Origin of the sequence: Sphingobium lignivorans (assembly GCF_014203955.1) — a bacterium.
GTDB classification, from domain to species: domain Bacteria; phylum Pseudomonadota; class Alphaproteobacteria; order Sphingomonadales; family Sphingomonadaceae; genus Sphingobium; species Sphingobium lignivorans.
Genome location: NZ_JACHKA010000001.1, coordinates 2,384,424 through 2,402,069, shown reverse-complemented (window position 1 = coordinate 2,402,069; position 17,646 = coordinate 2,384,424). Strand labels below are relative to the sequence as shown.

General features: G+C 62.9%; 18 protein-coding genes and 1 pseudogene. 11 read left to right on the top strand and 8 right to left on the bottom strand.

Annotated features, from left to right (window positions below):
* Window positions 1-291 precede the first annotated feature (291 nt).
* From HNP60_RS11165 to HNP60_RS11145, 5 genes are all read left to right on the top strand, one after another.
* The gene (locus HNP60_RS11165; RefSeq protein ID WP_184153634.1) at window positions 292-843 is read left to right on the top strand and encodes a T4SS efffector SepA family protein; all 552 of its coding nucleotides are present in this window, start codon (window positions 292-294) and stop codon (window positions 841-843) included.
* 4 nt (window positions 844-847) lie between these two features.
* Window positions 848-1,327 (top strand): hypothetical protein, encoded by a 480-nt coding sequence (locus HNP60_RS11160; protein WP_184153632.1) that lies wholly within the window; start codon window positions 848-850, stop codon window positions 1,325-1,327.
* 189 nt (window positions 1,328-1,516) lie between these two features.
* Window positions 1,517-2,218: a tRNA (guanosine(37)-N1)-methyltransferase TrmD gene (gene trmD / locus HNP60_RS11155; protein WP_184153629.1), complete on the top strand. Its 702-nt coding sequence runs from the start codon at window positions 1,517-1,519 to the stop codon at window positions 2,216-2,218.
* A gap of 44 nt (window positions 2,219-2,262) precedes the next feature.
* The gene (rplS, locus tag HNP60_RS11150) at window positions 2,263-2,634 is read left to right on the top strand and encodes a 50S ribosomal protein L19 (protein WP_184153627.1); all 372 of its coding nucleotides are present in this window, start codon (window positions 2,263-2,265) and stop codon (window positions 2,632-2,634) included.
* Between the two features lie 151 nt (window positions 2,635-2,785).
* Window positions 2,786-4,537: a 2OG-Fe(II) oxygenase family protein gene (locus HNP60_RS11145; RefSeq protein ID WP_184153626.1), complete on the top strand. Its 1,752-nt coding sequence runs from the start codon at window positions 2,786-2,788 to the stop codon at window positions 4,535-4,537.
* Here the strand turns inward: HNP60_RS11145 and HNP60_RS11140 are convergent.
* Window positions 4,528-4,938, bottom strand: coding sequence for a VOC family protein (locus tag HNP60_RS11140; protein WP_184153624.1), 411 nt, complete (start codon window positions 4,936-4,938; stop codon window positions 4,528-4,530). The genes HNP60_RS11145 and HNP60_RS11140 overlap by 10 nt on opposite strands.
* 103 nt (window positions 4,939-5,041) lie before the next feature.
* Here HNP60_RS11140 and soxR point away from each other — a divergent pair, with 103 nt between their 5' ends.
* Window positions 5,042-5,500 carry a redox-sensitive transcriptional activator SoxR gene (gene soxR / locus HNP60_RS11135; protein ID WP_184047967.1) on the top strand — a complete coding sequence of 153 codons (459 nt, stop codon included), beginning with the start codon at window positions 5,042-5,044 and terminating at the stop codon, window positions 5,498-5,500.
* Between the two features lie 102 nt (window positions 5,501-5,602).
* Window positions 5,603-6,190, top strand: a complete 588-nt coding sequence (locus tag HNP60_RS11130) for a hypothetical protein (protein WP_184153621.1) — start codon at window positions 5,603-5,605, stop codon at window positions 6,188-6,190.
* A gap of 174 nt (window positions 6,191-6,364) precedes the next feature.
* Here the strand turns inward: HNP60_RS11130 and HNP60_RS11125 are convergent, their stop codons facing one another.
* Entirely contained in the window at window positions 6,365-7,276 is a 912-nt protein-coding gene (locus HNP60_RS11125) for a toll/interleukin-1 receptor domain-containing protein (protein ID WP_184153617.1), read from the bottom strand.
* Between the two features lie 378 nt (window positions 7,277-7,654).
* On the opposite strand from HNP60_RS11125, the gene HNP60_RS11120 reads away from it, so the two are divergent.
* Together HNP60_RS11120 and HNP60_RS11115 are read left to right on the top strand one after the other, a co-directional pair.
* Complete coding sequence (locus HNP60_RS11120) at window positions 7,655-8,680, top strand: aspartate-semialdehyde dehydrogenase (RefSeq protein WP_014076692.1); 1,026 nt, start codon at window positions 7,655-7,657, stop codon at window positions 8,678-8,680.
* 98 nt (window positions 8,681-8,778) lie between these two features.
* Window positions 8,779-9,528, top strand: a complete 750-nt coding sequence (locus HNP60_RS11115; protein WP_260394847.1) for a DUF2238 domain-containing protein — start codon at window positions 8,779-8,781, stop codon at window positions 9,526-9,528.
* 211 nt (window positions 9,529-9,739) lie between these two features.
* Here HNP60_RS11115 and HNP60_RS11110 read toward each other — a convergent pair whose 3' ends face one another.
* The 5 genes and pseudogenes from HNP60_RS11110 to HNP60_RS11095 all read right to left on the bottom strand — a co-directional run bounded on the left by HNP60_RS11110 (window position 9,740) and on the right by HNP60_RS11095 (window position 13,555).
* A complete protein-coding gene (locus tag HNP60_RS11110; protein ID WP_184153614.1) occupies window positions 9,740-10,390 on the bottom strand; it encodes a YitT family protein in 651 nt (216 codons plus the stop codon).
* Window positions 10,391-10,430: 40 nt separating this feature from the next.
* A complete protein-coding gene (locus HNP60_RS11105) occupies window positions 10,431-11,972 on the bottom strand; it encodes a DHA2 family efflux MFS transporter permease subunit (protein WP_014076689.1) in 1,542 nt (513 codons plus the stop codon).
* A 3-nt stretch (window positions 11,973-11,975) separates the two neighbouring features.
* The gene (locus tag HNP60_RS20190; RefSeq protein ID WP_338056711.1) at window positions 11,976-12,539 is read right to left on the bottom strand and encodes an HlyD family secretion protein; all 564 of its coding nucleotides are present in this window, start codon (window positions 12,537-12,539) and stop codon (window positions 11,976-11,978) included.
* Between the two features lie 190 nt (window positions 12,540-12,729).
* Window positions 12,730-12,963, bottom strand: a pseudogene (locus tag HNP60_RS20390) (HlyD family secretion protein); the annotation flags it as partial.
* Window positions 12,964-13,084: 121 nt separating this feature from the next.
* Window positions 13,085-13,555, bottom strand: a complete 471-nt coding sequence (locus HNP60_RS11095; protein WP_184047994.1) for a MarR family winged helix-turn-helix transcriptional regulator — start codon at window positions 13,553-13,555, stop codon at window positions 13,085-13,087.
* Window positions 13,556-13,751: 196 nt separating this feature from the next.
* On the opposite strand from HNP60_RS11095, the gene HNP60_RS11090 reads away from it, so the two are divergent.
* On the top strand, window positions 13,752-14,510 hold the full coding sequence (locus HNP60_RS11090; RefSeq protein ID WP_184153611.1) for an alpha/beta fold hydrolase: 759 nt from the start codon (window positions 13,752-13,754) through the stop codon (window positions 14,508-14,510).
* 62 nt (window positions 14,511-14,572) lie between these two features.
* Window positions 14,573-16,471, top strand: a complete 1,899-nt coding sequence (locus HNP60_RS11085) for a M2 family metallopeptidase (protein WP_184153608.1) — start codon at window positions 14,573-14,575, stop codon at window positions 16,469-16,471.
* 70 nt (window positions 16,472-16,541) lie between these two features.
* On the opposite strand, the gene HNP60_RS11080 is transcribed toward HNP60_RS11085, so the two are convergent.
* On the bottom strand, window positions 16,542-17,645 hold the full coding sequence (locus HNP60_RS11080; RefSeq protein WP_184153605.1) for a hypothetical protein: 1,104 nt from the start codon (window positions 17,643-17,645) through the stop codon (window positions 16,542-16,544).
* Window position 17,646 lies beyond the last annotated feature (1 nt).

Below are 17,646 nucleotides of genomic sequence, written 5' to 3'. Positions count from 1 at the left end.
GTAGCGAGGCGGTTTGCGCCGATACTTCCGGCCTGAAGGTAGATGATTGAACCCTCTCCTAAGCCTTCATCGCCCAGATACTTACGTTCTGCCGGCTGCTTCCGGGATCGTTCGCTCGCGGGTGCATGCGATGGAATCTGATTGAATATCAATACATTGTACTCTGGGCGGGCGAGATGGGAAATTCCTCCTGCGCGCATGAACCATATTGACGATATGGCTCATATGGTCTATGAGATTGATATGAAACCTATGGCGCTACAATGAATCATTCACCTAGAGGAGGTCTGGATGGTCTACACAGTTGAATTACCCGATGAGCTTTTCGTGCGCCTGCAAAGGCATGCAGTGCCCTTGGTCGATACGCCGATAACAGTGATTGAGCGCGCCCTCCGCGCATTGGAAGAGGGTGATGAGGAACCTGAAGGTGGAGGGGGCAAGGGAAGCAGGACATTCAACCCGGCAGCTCCACCCGATTTGAGTTTCACTACACTGAAGTCGGCCAGGATCGCCGGAAAGGTGCTGCCAAAGTCGGATACCTATTGGAATTCGGTGATGATCGCCGTGATCCTGGAGGCAGCTGCTCGCGGAAACTCCACCCAAGACATACTTGATCTTATCACAGTCAACAGCCAGGCTGGTCAGCGCGAAGAGGGCGGCTTCAGGTTCCTTAAGGCTGCGGGTCTCTCGATCCAAGGGCAAGCCGCCAATTCCGCGTGGCGCCAAGCCTATGTCCTAGCGTCCAGCCTTGGGATCGAAGTGGACGTGTCATTCACTTGGCAGAACAATGAAAAGGCCGCCATGCCCAACGTATCGGGCTCCTTCTATTTAGAAGGATCTTGAGATCATGAAGAATGCAAAAACAGAGGCGCAGGTGGTCAATGCTTTACGCATAATCGATCGATGTACCGATCCGAAGCAGTTGGAACGAATTGCAGAGAACGCATTCCGACATGGCCAGGATTCTGTCCGTCATGCGGCATTGCTCAAACTCTACGCGGTTTCCCCTGCGGCTGAACCTCGTACATTAAAGCATGATGTCTGGCAGAGTGTCTTTGCGCTTGAAGGCGCCCTTAAAGATGAACGCGGCAAGACGGTTTTGCTGTCACGAACTCGGCAAAAGATTAAGCGGGATGGTGAGCACAGGACCGTCGCTGATTTGGTGTTAGGCAAAGTTGCAGATGGATTTCTCATGCTGGTCGAGCGCGGTATGCCTCAATTGACGTTTGAGGCGGTTGCTCTCCATTATCCTGAGGAGTTTGATGAAGAGGTGCTTTCGGCCGCGGATGCGAGGCTGCAGGCGGCTGGCTTCCATCTTCGAGGCTGAGGCAACGGTCCTTCAGCATCGAAGATGGCACCGTCCATGCTCGCCTTCGGCAGCGGGTGAGAACGGGACGCCCCTCGGTGCTTCCGGCGGCTGCCTTCGTTGGAGGCGAAAATAATGTCTAAACCCTGGCTTGCGATGCCCCGGCTTTGCAGTTGGTTTCGCGGTGAACAATCGATAGGTCGACGCCCCATGACCTTCACCGCCCAGATCCTCACCCTCTATCCCGAGATGTTTCCCGGGCCGCTCGGCATTTCGCTCGCGGGGCGGGCGCTGTCCGAGGGGAAATGGGCCTGCGATCCCATCCAGATCCGGGATTTCGCCACGGACAGGCACAAGAGCGTGGACGATACACCGGCCGGGGGCGGGGCGGGGATGGTGCTGCGCGCGGACGTGCTGGCGCGGGCGGTGGATCATGCCCGGGCGGCGCGGCCGGGGCTGCCGGTGCTGGCGATGACGCCGCGCGGCGCGCCGATCACGCAGGCGCGGGTGCGCGATCTTGCCGCGGGGCCGGGCGTCACCATCCTGTGCGGCCGGTTCGAGGGGTTTGACGAGCGGCTGTTCGAGGCGCGAGCCATCGAGCAGGTCTCGATGAGCGACATCGTGCTTTCCGGAGGGGAGATCGGCGCCTTCATGCTGCTGGACGCTTGCATTCGGCTGCTTCCCGGCGTAATGGGCGCCGCTTCGAGTGGAGATGAGGAATCGTTTGAAAGCGGCCTCCTCGAATATCCCCACTATACCCGACCTGCTGAATGGGAAGGGCGCACGATCCCCGAAGTGTTGCGATCGGGGGATCATGCGAAGATCGCCGCCTGGCGGAAACAAAGGGCGGAGGATGATACACGGTTACGCAGGCCGGACCTCTGGGAACGCTACAGGAGCGTTCGGGACTGACCTGCCTCTGGCGCGCGACGAACAGACGAAGGAAGACAGGACCAATGAACCTGCTGCAGACCATCGAGGCGGAATCGATTGCCGCCATCTCCAAGGATATTCCGGATTTCCGTCCGGGCGACACCGTGCGCGTCGGCGTGAAGGTCGTCGAGGGCGAGCGCACCCGCGTCCAGAATTTCGAAGGCGTGTGCATCGCGCGCTCGAACAAGGGCATGGGCTCCAACTTCACCGTGCGCAAGATCAGCTTCGGTGAGGGCGTCGAGCGCGTGTTCCCGCTCTATTCGCCGAACGTCGAGAGCATCACGGTCGTCCGCAAGGGCATCGTGCGTCGCGCCAAGCTCTATTATCTGCGCGGCCGCACCGGCAAGCGCGCGCGCATCGCCGAGCGCCGCGACGTCCGCAACGACGCTCAGTAAGCGCCGCACCGCCGGTTATCCCGGCACAGCGATATTTCCGGAACCGGGCGGGTGCTTCCCGCCCGTTTTCATGTCCGCCATCCGCAGCTTTTCACCTCCATCCTTCGCACAAGGGCGTTGCGTCCCCGCCGCTGCGCCGCGATAACATGGCATGACTCCACGGCCTCCGCTTTCCGATCATCAGCTTTCCGAACTGCGCCGCGCGCAGCAGCTTGTCCGCGAGGGGAAGGGGCAGGGCGCGATCGAGCGCATCCGGCCGCTGCTGGAAGCGAAGGTCATTCATGCGGATGTCTACTGGCTGTTCGCGGAGGCCTGCCGCCTCGCGGGGCTGAAGGCGGAGGCACGCACATCCCTCAATGCCGCGATCAATCTCGATCCGGCCCAGCCCGGCCCCTGGGCGGCGCTTGGCAGCCTGCTGGAGGAGATGGAGGATCTGGGGACCGCGCTCGTCGCCCGGCGGCGGCTGGTGGAGGTCGATCCCGATGGCGTGAATGCCTGGCTCGCGCTGGGAGATCTGCTGCTGCGGCTTGGCGATGCGCGGGAGGCGGAGCCTGCCTATCGGCGCGCGCTGGCGCTCGTGCCGGGCGGCTTCCGGGCCGGCCATGGCCTCGCACTCGCGCTGCGGCTTCAGGATCGCCCGCAGGAGGCGCTTGCCGTCACGGGCACCCTCGTCACGCGTCCCGGCGTCCCGGCGCTCACCCGCACGCTGCACGGCCATCTGCTTGGCGATCTCGATCGGCTGGAGGACGCGGCCGCGCAATATCGCGCCGTCATCGCCACCCGGCCGGAGGAACTGGACGCGCAGGAGACGCTTGCCCGCCTCCTGCCGCAGATCGGCCGGGGCGATGAGGCGCTGGCCGGTTACGAGGCTGCGTTGCGCGCCCGGCCCGGCGATCGTGCCCTCTGGCGCAGTGCCGTCAGGACGGCGCGGGGGCTGCGTCGCTGGCCCGCCTGCCTTGCCTGGAGCGAGCAGGCCGTGCGCCGCTTCCCGGGCGATCCTTTTCTCGCCGTCGCTCATGCCGATGCACTGGGCTTCTCGGGCGATCCGCAAGCGGCGCTGGCGCTGCTGGAGCCACTGGCCGGCGGGCCCGCGCCCGATGCCTTCGCTGCCGTGCAGGCCGCGCACTGGCGGCTGGCTACGGGGGATCCGGAGGCGGCGGAGCGCCATGCCCGCGCCGCCACCGCGCTTGCCCCGGACGAGCAGACCGGCTGGGCCTATCTCGCCACCGCCTGGCGCCTGCTCAACGATCCGCGCGAACGCTGGCTGATCGACCCGGAGCGCCATGTCGGCACGCTCATGCTTGAGCCGCCGCCCGGCTATGCGGACCGGGAGAGCTTCCTGGCTGAGCTGCGCGCGGTGCTGGAGGGGATGCATGGCGCCAACGCCCATCATCCCGACGACCAGTCCGCGCGGCAGGGCACGCAGACGCGCGGCCATCTCTTCACCCGGCGCGATCCGGTGATCGAGGCGCTGTCCCGCACCCTGCACCGGCAGATCGAGGAGTGGCTGGCCACGCTGCCGCGCGACGAGACGCATCCCTTCCTGCGCCGCAACACCGGGTGGATCGGCTTCCGGCACAGCTGGTCGATCCGCCTGCGGGACAGCGGCTTCCATGTCAGCCATATCCATCAGGAGGGCTGGCTCAGCTCGGCCTTCTACGTCAGCCTGCCGCCGGAAGTGGAATCGGCGCCGGCGGATGGCGATGTGCCCGGCGCGCTGGTCTTCGGCGTGCCCGATGCGAGCCTGGGCCTCTCGCTTCCCCCCCGCCGCGTCGAGCGGGCGGAAGTGGGCAAGCTGGTCCTGTTCCCTAGCTATGCCTGGCACGGCACCGTCCCCTTCGCCAGCGCCCATCCGCGCATGACTGTGGCGTTCGATGCCCTGCCGGTGCCGGCTCAGTCATAGCTGACGATCTCGAACTCGATTCCGTCCGGATCGAAAAAGTAGAAGCGACGGCCCGGATCATAGTCGCCGTGGGAAAAGGGGACGAGGCCCGCGCTTTCCACGCGCCGTTCCACCGCGTCGATGTCGCTCACCACGATTCCGATATGGTTGAACGGCCGGCCTTTCCGGAATGTCTCCGGCGGCGTCTCCATGCCGAACTGGGTGTAGAGCGCCAGATAGAAGCGATCGTCGCCGACATGTACGGTGCGGCCGCCATTCAGCGCCGGGCCTTCCCAGCGGACATACCAGTCGAACAGGGTGATGAAGAGCTGCGCGGAGCGATGCGGATCGCGCACCGTGAGATTCACATGCTCCAGGAAGGGCGCGAAGCGGGCGCTGGGCAGAGGCAGGGATGTCGGCATGGGCATGGTTCCTTTTCGAGTCGGTTGCCATGCTTGCGGTCACTACAAGCTCAACCTAAGTTGAGGTCAAGCTTGAAACGGACAGCGGCCGGGAGGCGAGGATATGCTGCATGGACATGATCTGCTCGCCATTGGCGATCTCGCACGGCGCACGGGGCTCTCGGTGTCCGCCATTCGCTTCTATGAAGGGAAGGGGCTGATCCGCTCGCTGCGCACCGCCGGGGGACAGCGGCGCTTCCTGCGATCGGACATCCGGCGACTGTCCTTCCTCCTCATTGCCCAGCAGCTTGGCCTCACGCTGCCGGAGATCGCCGGGGAACTCGCGCGGCTCCCGCACGGGCGCACCCCCACGGCGGCGGACTGGCGCGTCATCAGCACGCGCCTGCGCCGCACCATCGATGCGCGCATCGCGGCGCTGGAGCGAACGCGGGACGCACTGGATGGCTGCATCGGCTGCGGCTGCCTGTCGCTGCGCAAGTGCAGGCTCTACAATCCCGATGATCGCGCGGCCCGTGGCGGCGCCGGCCCGCGTTTCGCGATGGCCGGCCACGAGCCTGGCTGAGCGACGGAAGCACGGCGCCCCCTTGCTTGCGTGGCTGTTTCCACCCGGGCGGAAAATGCTCTAGGAGAGCGGCTCGGAAAGACCCGCGAGAGAGGAGCCCTCATGCGCTGGACCGCGCTTATCCCCGCTGCGACGCTGCTGCTCTGCGCCTGCGATGGCCTGCAGGATAGCGAGGAGGGCATGCGCGGCGCCGATTATGCCACGGAGGAGAGCAATCTCGCCTTTATGGAGGATGTGCCCGCCGATGCCCTGCCGCCGGACACGCTCGATCTCTCCATGCAGGAAGTGATGGCCCATGTCTTCCAGTTCTCGGCGGACGCGATCTGGAAGTGGCAGGGCTATGTCACGGACAAGGACGGCGAGCGCTCGCTCTTCCCGAAGACGGACGCGGAGTGGGATCAGGCGGAAAGCGCCGGCCTCGCGCTGGCCGAGCTAACCAACATCCTCCTGCTGCCCGGGCGCCGGGTCGATGATCCGCGCTGGGCAAAGGCGGTCGCGGACGTCCGCGCCGCCGCCCTGCGCGCCGCCCGCGCCGCCGAGGACCGCAACGAGGACGCCTTCTTCGACGCCGGTGGCCGGCTCGATACCGCCTGCGAAAGCTGCCACCTCGCCTTCGCCCCCGGCGCCGCCAAACCCGGCATCCGGCATGTCAGCGAGCAGGCTGGGCGGCAGGGGGTGGAGGCGAAGTAGGGGGCGGCGGCGATGTCTGGTGTTGGCCGATAGCGGACTGACGGGCTTCGGATAGGAAACCGCGGAAACGGACATTTCGGGCAGAGCGTCGTTTATCCAATCCGTCGCTCCTTGCAAGCGTTTCCAGCTTAAGTTTGCTCGACGCTTTGGATTTAGCGATCATGGACGACGCGACTATTTGGGCATCCCTGCGTCATGATGAAAGTCGAGTATGTGCTCAGGCAGAAAGACGATCTCAGACCCTAGCTTCAAGTCGAAATCTGAATCGCATTCGTCGTCACTCCACGATGGTACGTTATCCAAAACTCCCCATAAATATGGGCCAGACGCTCCCTTGACGATGACCCACATGCGCTCGTTTAGGATAATCTGCCCTTCTGGATCTTCCTCGTCTTCGGCAGCCACAGAAAAATGCAATTTTACGATGTCTCCGACGCCGATATTGGAGCGTTCTTCAGCTGATGGGATCTGAAATGTGTTCGGAGATGCTTCTGCGCTAGCAACTCCACTTCGAAGCTCCCAGCCATCGAACTCTAAACTTGGCAGGCGCAACGCCCGATTAGGTAGTCGCGCGCCCCCCCCCATGAAATCTGGCTTTTTGCCAAGCTCGGGCTTAGGAAACTTCGGCTCACGAAAAATTGTCCGAATGAGCACTTCAAACACGTCATCGAAATGGGTGCCGTCGCGCATATCTAGTGCGAATATCCCCAAGAAGTGAGGCGGAATTGCACAGCCTTCTCCAGGTGTGAATTCTCCCCGTCGGACTATCGGAATAAACTTCCGTCTATCGATTCCTGCCGCTATTTGACCGGAAATAATCTGCTGTTCATACCCGACGCCACCCTTACGCTCAGTAGATTTTAAGGCATATGTCGGCGTACAGATAATAAGAACGTGGTCACACTTCGAGGCTTGCACCTCCATGAATGAAGTTAGGCTTTCACCGGGCTGCACGTCCCATTGGTCGAGCGCTACCGATACTCCGTTTGTTACGAGACGTTCGGCAAGCGATCGCACCCAATGTTTATGGGCATCGTCGTCCCAAGAATACGATATGAAAATCGACGGCGCAATTTTATTACTCATGGTTAATCCATTGGCATCTGGTGGCTCTTTCGTATCTCATGGAAACGTTTCGCTTCAAGAAGAACAAGCGTGCGAGGCATTTGAACGCTTCCTAGATTTTAAGCTGGTTATACCGGCCGGCGATCCGGTTGGCGCCTTTAAGAACGAAATTTAGCTGCGCGCGGCCATCTCCGCTCATGTCAGATGCTGACTAATTTGGTCAGCGGCAAGCGGTCGGGCCGCTTTCGCAGATGCCAAATCGTTCCTCGAACGACCGAAATTGGCGCGAAGCTGCCATGGCGCAGCTGACCACACACCCCCTCAACCACCTTTGCCCCGCCGCGCCAATCGGCTATGCGCCGGCGCCTGTCAGTTCGCGTTATTTGGAAGGAAGCGTCCATGGGTTATCGTGTCGTCGTCGTGGGCGCCACCGGCAATGTCGGGCGGGAGATGCTCAATATCCTGGCCGAGCGGGAGTTCCCGATCGACGAGATCGCGGCCGTCGCCTCGGCGCGCTCCACGGGAGATGAGATCGAGTTCGGCGAGAGCGGCAAGATGCTCAAGGTGCGGAATATCGAGCATTTCGATTTCGCGGGCTGGGATATCGCGCTGTTCGCTGCCGGCTCCGGGCCGACGAAGGAGCATGCGCCCAGGGCCGCGGCGGCGGGCTGCGTGGTGATCGACAACAGCTCGCTCTACCGGATGGACCCGGACGTGCCGCTCATCGTGCCCGAAGTGAACCCGGAGGCGATCGACGGTTATCGGCGCAAGAACATCATCGCCAATCCCAATTGCTCCACCGCGCAGCTCGTGGTCGCGCTCAAGCCGCTGCATGATGCCGCGCGGATCAGGCGCGTGGTGGTGGCGACCTACCAGTCCGTCTCCGGCGCGGGCAAGGCGGGGATGGACGAGCTCTTCGAGCAGAGCCGCAACATCTTCGTGGGCGATCCGGCCGAGCCGCGCACCTTCACCAAGCAGATCGCCTTCAACGTCATTCCGCATATCGATGTCTTCCTGGACGATGGCTCGACCAAGGAGGAATGGAAGATGGTCGTCGAGACCAAGAAGATCCTCGATCCGAAGATCAAGGTGGTCGCCACCTGCGTGCGCGTGCCGGTCTTCGTCGGCCATTCCGAAGCGATCACCATCGAGTTCGAGGACGAGATCAGCGCGAAGAAGGCGCAGTCCATCCTGCGCGAGGCGCCCGGGGTGATGCTCGTCGACAAGCGGGAGGATGGCGGATACGTCACGCCCGTCGAGTGCGTGGGCGAATATGCCACCTTCGTATCCCGCGTGCGCGAGGACCCGACGGTGGAGAACGGCCTCGCACTCTGGTGCGTCTCGGACAATCTGCGCAAGGGCGCCGCGCTCAACGCAGTGCAGATCGCCGAGCTGCTCGGCCGCCGGCACCTGCAGAAGGGCTGAGCCCATGCGCGCCCGGCGCGGCGGCGGGGGCAGGGGGCGCAGGACGCCGTCCCCGCCGGCCGCCTGCCGCCCCGGGGGCCTGCATCATGTGCATGCCCATGTCCGCGCCTGAGCCACCCGGCAGGGACGCGGGCGCGGGCGGGACCGCGTTGCCGCCGGTCCAGTGGCTGCTCCTCGCCAGCCTGCTGCTCGCGGTCGGCGCGGCCAATATCGCACAGCCTTATCCGGCGCTGGCGCCGCTCCAGCATGTGCCGACCGTCGCCATCGCGCTCGCCGCGCCATGGCTGCTGCGGCGCTGGCCGCTCACCACCGGCGCCGTCGCGCTGCTCTGGCTCTTCCTGCTGCTGCACACGCTGGGCGGGCGCTACATCTATTCCTATGTGCCTTATGAGGCGTGGCTGGCTGCCCTTTCCGGTGGCGAGGCGCCGGGGCTGCCCGAAGCCGGTTCCCCGGGCGATGCGCGCAACGCCTATGATCGCTTCGTCCATTTCATGTTCGGCCTCCTGTGCACGCCGGTCCTCGCGCAGATCGGCCAACGCCATGGCGAGTTGCGCCGCCGCCCCGCCTGGCTTCTCGGCTTCGCGCTCATCGGGCTGGCCGGCGCGCTTTACGAGGTGTTCGAATGGCAGCTCACGCTCATCCTCGCCGGGGAGACGGCGGATCATTATAATGGTCAGCAGGGCGATCTATGGGACCCGCAGAAGGACATGGCGCTGGCCCAGCTCGGCAGCCTCATCGCCTGGCTTCTCGCGGCGCTTCTCCACCGGAAAGCGCTGAAACGGCGCGAACCGCGGGTGGAAGGGGACGAGCGAAGGCATGTGGATGCTCGTCCCCTTCCGCGGGCATGATGACCCTCCCGGATCATGGCCGCCCGCCTTCGAAGATCGTTTTTGCCGAATATCGTTCTGGTTGTCCGGTTCTGTCCGCCGGCCCCGGCTGTCCGGATGGGGCCGGGCACCTCCCACGCCCTTTTCGCCCCGCCCATCACTGTCCTTAGCGTAAGGCAGCAGCCATGTGGGTCAAGTTTATCTTTTGGCGCGCTTTTCCTGCCGCTTCCGGTCAGAATCCGGTGTAGCGACCCGGTCGGTGCCAGGCGATCAGGATGCCGCTCACTGCTGCCGCGGACAGCGCGGACCATGCCAGCGCCCGCGCGTCGATCACGCTGAGCGATATGCCCAGGATCACGATGTCGAAGGCGATCTGGCTGAGGCCCGCATTGATGCCGTGGCGCTTGTGCAGCCACAAGGTGATGACGCCGGTGCCGCCCACGCCCGCGCCATGGCGGGCCAGCGCGAGGATCCCCATGCCGATCACCGTGCCGCCCACCAGCGCTGCGAAGGCAGGCGAGGCCACCGTGATCGAGAGGCTGGCCCGCATGGCGATGGAGAGCAGCGCAATGCCGGCATTCACGGCGATCGTCTTCATCATGAAGCCCCGGCCCATCGCCCGCCAGGCGAAGGCGAAGAACGGGATGTTGATGAGCGTGAAGAGCAGGCCGGCCGGCAGCGGCACCAGATAGGAGATCAAGAGGGCGATGCCCGCGATGCCGCCGGTCACCAGCCCCGCTGCCTTCAGCAGGGCAAGCCCGAGCGTGAGCAGCACGCAGCCGACGATGAGCGCGTAGATATCCTCCACCGCGCTGTGCGGGATCACCGCCGGCGATGCACCGGCGTCCTCATATGTCCTGAATTGTCCGGCTTTCTTGCCCATCCGCGACGAATAAGCCGATATGCTGCGTTGCAACAAGAGCCTATTCGGAAATCACCGGCGGCGGTTCCCCGGGCGCGCGCGGCTTTGGTCGCTTGAGGAAGAAGGAGGCGGGAATGGCGATCGCGCAGGCCAGCGCCATCAGGTAGAAATCGTCCAGATAGGCGATCATCGCGGCCTGCTGGTTCACGATGCCGTCCGCCGCGAGCAGCGCTGCCTCGCCGAGCTGGCCGAAGCGGGGCAGCATCGCGGGGTCAATGGGTAGCCGGTCCGGCGTCAGATGCTGGGCAAGGTCCGCATGGCTGACCTGGATGTTGCGCGCGAGCAGCGCCATCACCACCGCGATGCCGATCGACGAGCCGATGTTGCGCGCGAGGTTGAGTACGGCGGCGCCTTCCGTCCGCGCGGAGGGGGGCAGCGTGCCGAAAGCCAGCACCTGCAGCGGCACGAAGACGAGGCCGATTCCGAGTCCCTGGATGAGCCCCGTCGTCACGAACGGCGTCCAGCCCTGATCGAGCGACCAGCCGGTCATCATCCAGAGCGAGGCGGTGGAGAGGGCAAAGCCGCCGGCGACCAGCAGGCGCGGATCCATCATGCCGGTGAGCCGTCCGGATATCGCCATGGCGACGAGCACGCCGATGCCCCGCGAGGCGAGGATCTCGCCCGTCTCCACCACCGGATAGCCGAACAGGCCCTGCAGCAGCGAAGGGAGGAGGGCCATGGCCGCGAACATCACCATGCCGATGATGAACATGAAGATCGAGGCGCTCACGAAATTGCGGTCCGCGAACATCTCGCGGGAAAAGAGCGGCTTGCGCGCCGTCACGGTGTGCACGGCGAAGATCCACAGGCAGCTCACCGCCAGCGCCGCCTCGATCCAGATCTCGGTTGAGGAGAACCAGTCCGCATGCTGGCCCCGGTCCAGCATCAGCTGGAGGGAAGCAAGGCCGAGCGCCAGCATCGAGAAGCCGAAGAGATCGAAGCTGCGGCGCTTGAGCGGCTTTTCCGGCAGGAGGAGGATCAGTCCCGCGAGGCAGGCGATGCCGACCGGCACGTTGACGAAGAAGCACCAGCGCCAGTCGAACCATTCGGTGAGATAGCCGCCCACGATGGGACCCATGATCGGGCCGATCATCACGCCCATGCCGTAGACCGACATGGCCCGGGCCTGCTGCGAGGGCCGGTTGAGGTCCAGCATCAGCGTTTGCGCGAGCGGGCCGACAAAGGCGCCGCCAATGCCCTGCAGGGTGCGGAACAGCACCATTTCCGTGAGGTTCTGGGCAATGCCGCAAAGCACGGAGGCGATGACGAAGATGGCGACGGAGAAGACGAACAGCCGCTTGGCGCCGATCCGGTCGGCAAGCCAGCCGGTGATGGGGATGGCGACGGCGCTTGCCAGGATGTAGCTGGTCAGCACCCAGCTGATCGTTTCCTGCGTGGCGCCCAGCGATGCCTGCATGTGCGGCAGCGCGACATTGGTGATTGTGGTGTCCAGCACCTGCATGACCATCGCGGCCATGATCGCGATCGTCGCCAGTGCCTTGTTCGGCACATGGAGCTGGGCGCGGTCCTCCCCGTGCGCCATCTGTTATTTCTCCGCCTGCGCCCGATCCCTGATGTCGACGGACACATGCGCGCTCAGGCCCGCGATCATGTCCCGCGCGGGCTTGCTGTCGATCGCGACGCGCACCGGCACGCGCTGGGTGACCTTCACCCAGTTGCCATTGGCGTTCTGGGCCGGCAACACCGAGAATTCCGATCCCGTCCCAGCGCCGATGCTTTCGACATGGCCCCGAATCTCCGTGCCGGGATAGGCATCGAGCTTGATCGTCGCGGGCTGGCCGGCGCGCATATGGTCGAGGTCGGTTTCCTTGAAATTGGCCGTCACCCACACCCGGTCGCTCGCCACGAGGCTGACGAGCGGCAGGCCCTGCACGGCCATCTGCCCGACCTGCAGCCGGTCCGCCTGGCTGACCCGACCGGAAACCGGCGCGCGCACCACGGTCCGGCGCAGGTTGAGCGCTGCCTGATCGCGCTGGGCCTGCGCGGCGGCAAGGTCCGGATTGACGCCGGGCACCTGCGCCCCGGTCGCGAGCGCGGCGCGCGCCTTGGCGGCGTCGGCCCTCGGCGGTGCGCAGCTGCGTGCGCGCATTGTCGAGCGCCTGCTCGGACTGCTGGAGGCGCGCGCGCGTGGTGAAGCCATCCGCCATCAGGGCCTGCTGGCGCTTGAGGTCTTCCTGCGCATAATAGACATTCTCGCGCGCGCCCGTGATGTCGACATTGGTGGCTTGATAGTCGGTGCGCAGCTTGCCCACCGTCACCTGCGCATTGGCGATCTGGGCATTGGCCTGCTCCAGTACCACGCGATAGGGCTCGGGATCGACGACGAACAGGACATCGCCTGCCTTGACCATCTGGTTCTCGCGCACGCGCACGTCGATGATCCGCCCCGCGACATCGCTGCTGACCGATACGATGTCCTGCTTCACATAGGCATTGTCGGTCGAGACGAAGCGGCCGCTCGTTACCCAGACCCAGCCGCCGACCAGCAGCAGGGCCAGCGGCACCGAGATCATGAGAATGATGCGCCGCAGCTTGCCCGACTGGCGCGCAGGGGGCGCGTCTTCCGTCGGTGCGTCAGCCTGCGCGCCGGCAGCCGGCGATGTTGCTGCCTTCTTCGCGAGAGCGGGATCAGCCTCAGCCATGTGTCATGCCTTTTCTTGGCTCGCCTGCCCGGTCCTGGGGAGCAGGGGCAGTCAGATTTGTACGGATACGGTCGAGAAGGGCCAGGGTGGCGTCTCGCTCCTCCGGCGCTATGCCGTCGAGTGATTCGGTGAGAACCGTCTGGCCGATCGCCTGCAGCTTCTCGGTGACGGGCTCGGCTGCCTCGGTGAGGTAAAGCTGCCAGGCCCGCCGGTCCAGCGGATCGCGCCTGCGCTCCACCAGTCCTGCCTGTTCCAGCCGGTCGACCATTCGGCAGGTGGTGATCGGTTCCACGTCCAGCCGGTCGGCCAGCGCACCCTGATTGATGCCGGGGAAGCGCATGATGGCGACCAGCGCGCGCATCTGCGGCCCGGTGATGCCGAGGCTGCGCGTCCGCTCGTCGAAGCGCCGGCGGAAAAGCCGCGCCACGTCGCTGATGACGAAAGCGATATGCTGGTTGTCCATGTCCACCAAATAGTGAGTAGGCTTACTAAATGCAATTGGAGAGCGTAGCCGTCCCGAAAATTCCTGCTCAGCGGCAGAATTCCGGGGCTTTCTGGCACTTCAGGACTTCGCCGCGCTTGCCCGTCGCAGCCTGCGCGCATGCCTTGGCGCCTGATTGGGGCTTGCCTGGGCAGCCGAATATCCCCAACAGGCGATCATGAGCGCGCAAGCCACTCTCGATTTCTTCCCCGGCCATGATGGCGTGCGCATCGCCGTCCACCGTCTCGGCGCGGGCAGGCCGGTGCTGCTGCTCCATGGCCTGAGTTCCAGCGCGCAGATCAACTGGATTCGCTACGGCACCGCCGCGCGACTTGCCGAGGCGGGTTTCGAGGCGATCATGATCGACCAGCGCGTGCATGGCCGTAGCGACACGCCGGCCGACGCGGCGGCCTATCCGCAGGATGTGATGCTGCTTGACATGGAGGCGGTCATTCCCGCCCTCGGGCTCGATAGCTTCGATCTGGCGGGCTATTCCATGGGCTCGCGCATCTGCACCGCGCTGGTGACGCGCGGGCTGGCGCCGCGCCGCCTGGTGCTGGGCGGCATGGGGCTCGAGGGCCTGCTCGACTGGGCGCCGCGCCGCCAGTTCTTCCTCGATGCGCTGGACCGGTTCGATATCGCCCGGGCGGGCGACCGGGACTTCATGGCCATCCAGTTCATGAAGACGATCAAGGTGGATCGCGAGGCGTTGCGGCATCTCCTCCTGTCCATGCCGAATATCAGCGAGGCGGATCTGGCCGCGGTCACCATGCCCACGCTGGTGCTGAGCGGCACGGAGGACCGGGACAACGGCTCGGCCGAAGCGCTCGCGCAGGCGCTGCCGAATGCCGAATATTGGACCGTCCCGGGCAATCACATGAGCTGCATCACGCTCCCGGACTTCGGCGAGGCGATCGTTCGCTATCTCGCCGCTTGACGCGCGACGCCCGGCCGGGGCAGCCTGCGCGCAATCCAAGATTGTCCAGGGAACAGACCATCATGCATATATTGGTATCGCGCATCGCCCTTTCGGCGGCGATGCTGCTTGCCGCGCCCGCCGCGGTGCTAGCGCAGGCCGGGCAGAGCGAGAAAGCGCCGGACAGCGCGCAGGCGGACGCGTTCGTGGCGGCCGCCGAGAAGGAGGCCTTCGACTACAGCGTCGATGCCAGCCGGATCATGTGGGTCAACGCGACTCACATCACGGACGATACCGACGCGCTGGCTGCGCAGGCCGGCGCGAAGGGCACGGAGATGGCCGTCCGCTTCGCGCTTGAAGCCGCGAAATACGAGCAGGTGCCCGGCCTTTCCTTCGACACGAAACGCAAGCTCGACATCATGCGCTCGGGCATCGTTCTCCCCGCCCCGACGAAGCCCGGCGCGGCGGCCGAGCTCAACGAGATCGCGACCCGGCTGCAGTCCACTTATGGCAAGGGCCGGGGCACGCTGGACGGCAAGGAACTGACCGGCAGCGACATCGAGGCGGAGATGGCCAATCTCTCGCACACGCCCGCGCAATTCTCCGAGATGTGGACGAGCTGGCACGATCGGGTCGGCGCGCCGATGAAGGCGGATTATGTCCGTCTCGTCGACATCGCCAATGAAGGCGCGAAGGAGCTGGGCTTTGCCGATGCCGGCGCGATGTGGCGATCCGGCTATGACATGCCGCCCGATGAGTTCGCCGCGCTGACCGAAGCGCTCTGGCAGGAAGTGAAGCCGCTCTACGATGCGCTGCACTGCTACACGCGCACCAAGCTCAACGAGAAATATGGCGATGCGGTGCAGTCGCCCACCGGCCCCATCCGCGCCGATCTGCTCGGCAATATGTGGGCGCAGGAATGGGGCAATATCTACCCCATCGTGGCGCCGGCCGGCACTGGCGACCTGGGCTATGACATTGGCGACCTGCTGCGCGCCAAGGGCTTCGTCCAGACGACGCCGCAGACGATCGACACGCCGGACACGCCCGAGACCCAGCGGCGCGGCTATTGGGAAAAGCAGATGTTCCGCATCGGCGAGGGCTTCTATTCCTCGCTCGGCTTCGATCCGCTGCCCGAGACCTTCTGGCAGCGCACCCAGTTCATCGCGCCGCGCGATCGCGAGGTGGTCTGCCATGCCTCCGCATGGGACGTCGACAATCGCGACGATATCCGCGTGAAGATGTGCACCAAGGTGAACAGCGACGATTTCGTCACCATCCACCACGAGCTCGGCCACAATTACTACCAGCGCGCTTACCAGAAGCACGGCTATCTCTACCTCAACGGTGCCAATGACGGCTTCCACGAGGCGATCGGCGATTTCATCGCGCTGTCCATCACGCCGCAATATCTGGTGCAGATCGGCCTGCTCGATCCCGCCAAGGTGCCGAGCGCGGACAAGGACATCGGCCTGCTGCTGCGGCAGGCGATGGACAAGGTCGCTTTCCTGCCCTTCGGCCTGCTGATCGATCGCTGGCGCTGGGGCGTGTTCGACGGGTCGATCCGCCCGGCGGATTACAACAAGGCCTGGACGGACATGCGCCTGCGCTATCAGGGCATCGTGCCGCCGACCGATCGCCCGGCCGACAGCTTCGATCCCGGCGCGAAGTTCCATGTGCCGGGCAACACGCCCTACACGCGCTACTTCCTCGCCCGCATCCTCCAGTTCCAGTTCTACGAGGCGGCCTGCCGGCAGGCCGGCTGGAAAGGGCCGCTCCACCGCTGCTCCTTCTACGGGAACAAGGAGGTCGGCAAGCGGCTCAACGCCATGCTGGAGATGGGCGCATCCAAGCCCTGGCCGGACGCGCTGGAAGCCTTCACCGGCAGCCGCAAGATGAGCGGCAAGGCCATGCTCGCTTATTTCGCGCCGCTCGGCAAATGGCTCGACCAGCAGAACAAGGGCAAGCAGTGCGGCTGGTAAGCCCGGCGAACTGACCGAACCGGACCCCCGGCGCGGCACGAGCTGTCGCGCCGGTGAACTTTAAAATTTTCTATTTAGTCGGAAGATTTCCAACTTCCGGATTGAAAAACAATCTCTTCATAACAATTATTTCGCTTGATCCTAGTGAAGAAATTTTCCCAGTTGGCGTAAAAACAGAAGACTCTACGTGGTTAACAATGTTATTGTAATGCAATGAAAATGAAAAATATATTTCTTCACGTGATTTATTATTCATCTTTGCTATTGACCGCTTGGGGTCCATAATGTCAATTTTGATAAATTCTTCCTGTAATTTTGATAGATTAATATGTATGTTGGCTACAACATTACTTTCTATCCATGAAGTATTTTCTTTACTAAATCCTATGGAGAGATAAAGCTGACAGTTTTCGACTGAGGCTCCGCCATAATTTTTAATTCTAAAAGTTATACAGCTTTCCATTTCATTGTACTGAATAAAAGCCATATCAGGAAGAGCAAAAGGTCTTTCAGATAACATTAAATCTTCTTCAGAGAGCGTGGCTCGTTTTCTAAATGGATATTTCAGCGATGCTGGAAGGAGTAATGAGGATTCCACCTCAAATCCTATTTGTCTCATAATTGCTTTTTCTATTGAAAGAATAGGGTAATTTTCATCGCCCCTGAATAATCCTATTCCATCAAAAATAATTTCTTCTAAATGTTTATTTCTGATCTTTTCTGATTTATGTGCCCCTCGGGCATTTCGGTAGTTTCTAGTAAAATCTCCTCGTTTCATCTGCGATCTTATGCCATCCTCGTTATGGCGCCCTAAAAAAATTCTTTCATTCCACCATTTTTTGAATGACATTGGCGGAGATACTTGTTCGCTCGATATTTCATTTAGGAATGGCTTAAATGAGGGTGTATTTGAGTTGGAAAAATACACTTGTGGGTGCTGTGTCATGATATTTACATCATGTATTATTCCGGATGTGCTGATAAATGGAAATTGATTCTTCTGATTTATTTGACTAAATAAAGAAATATAATCTTTTCCATCATCGCATAATAATGATATTACTTCACTTGAAATTCTGAATGACTCATCGAAATCGCCTAGATCATATGCAGTATTTGATCTCTGAATGTGCCTGATCGAGGTGTTTATCAGGCCTATGATGTTTTCACTCATG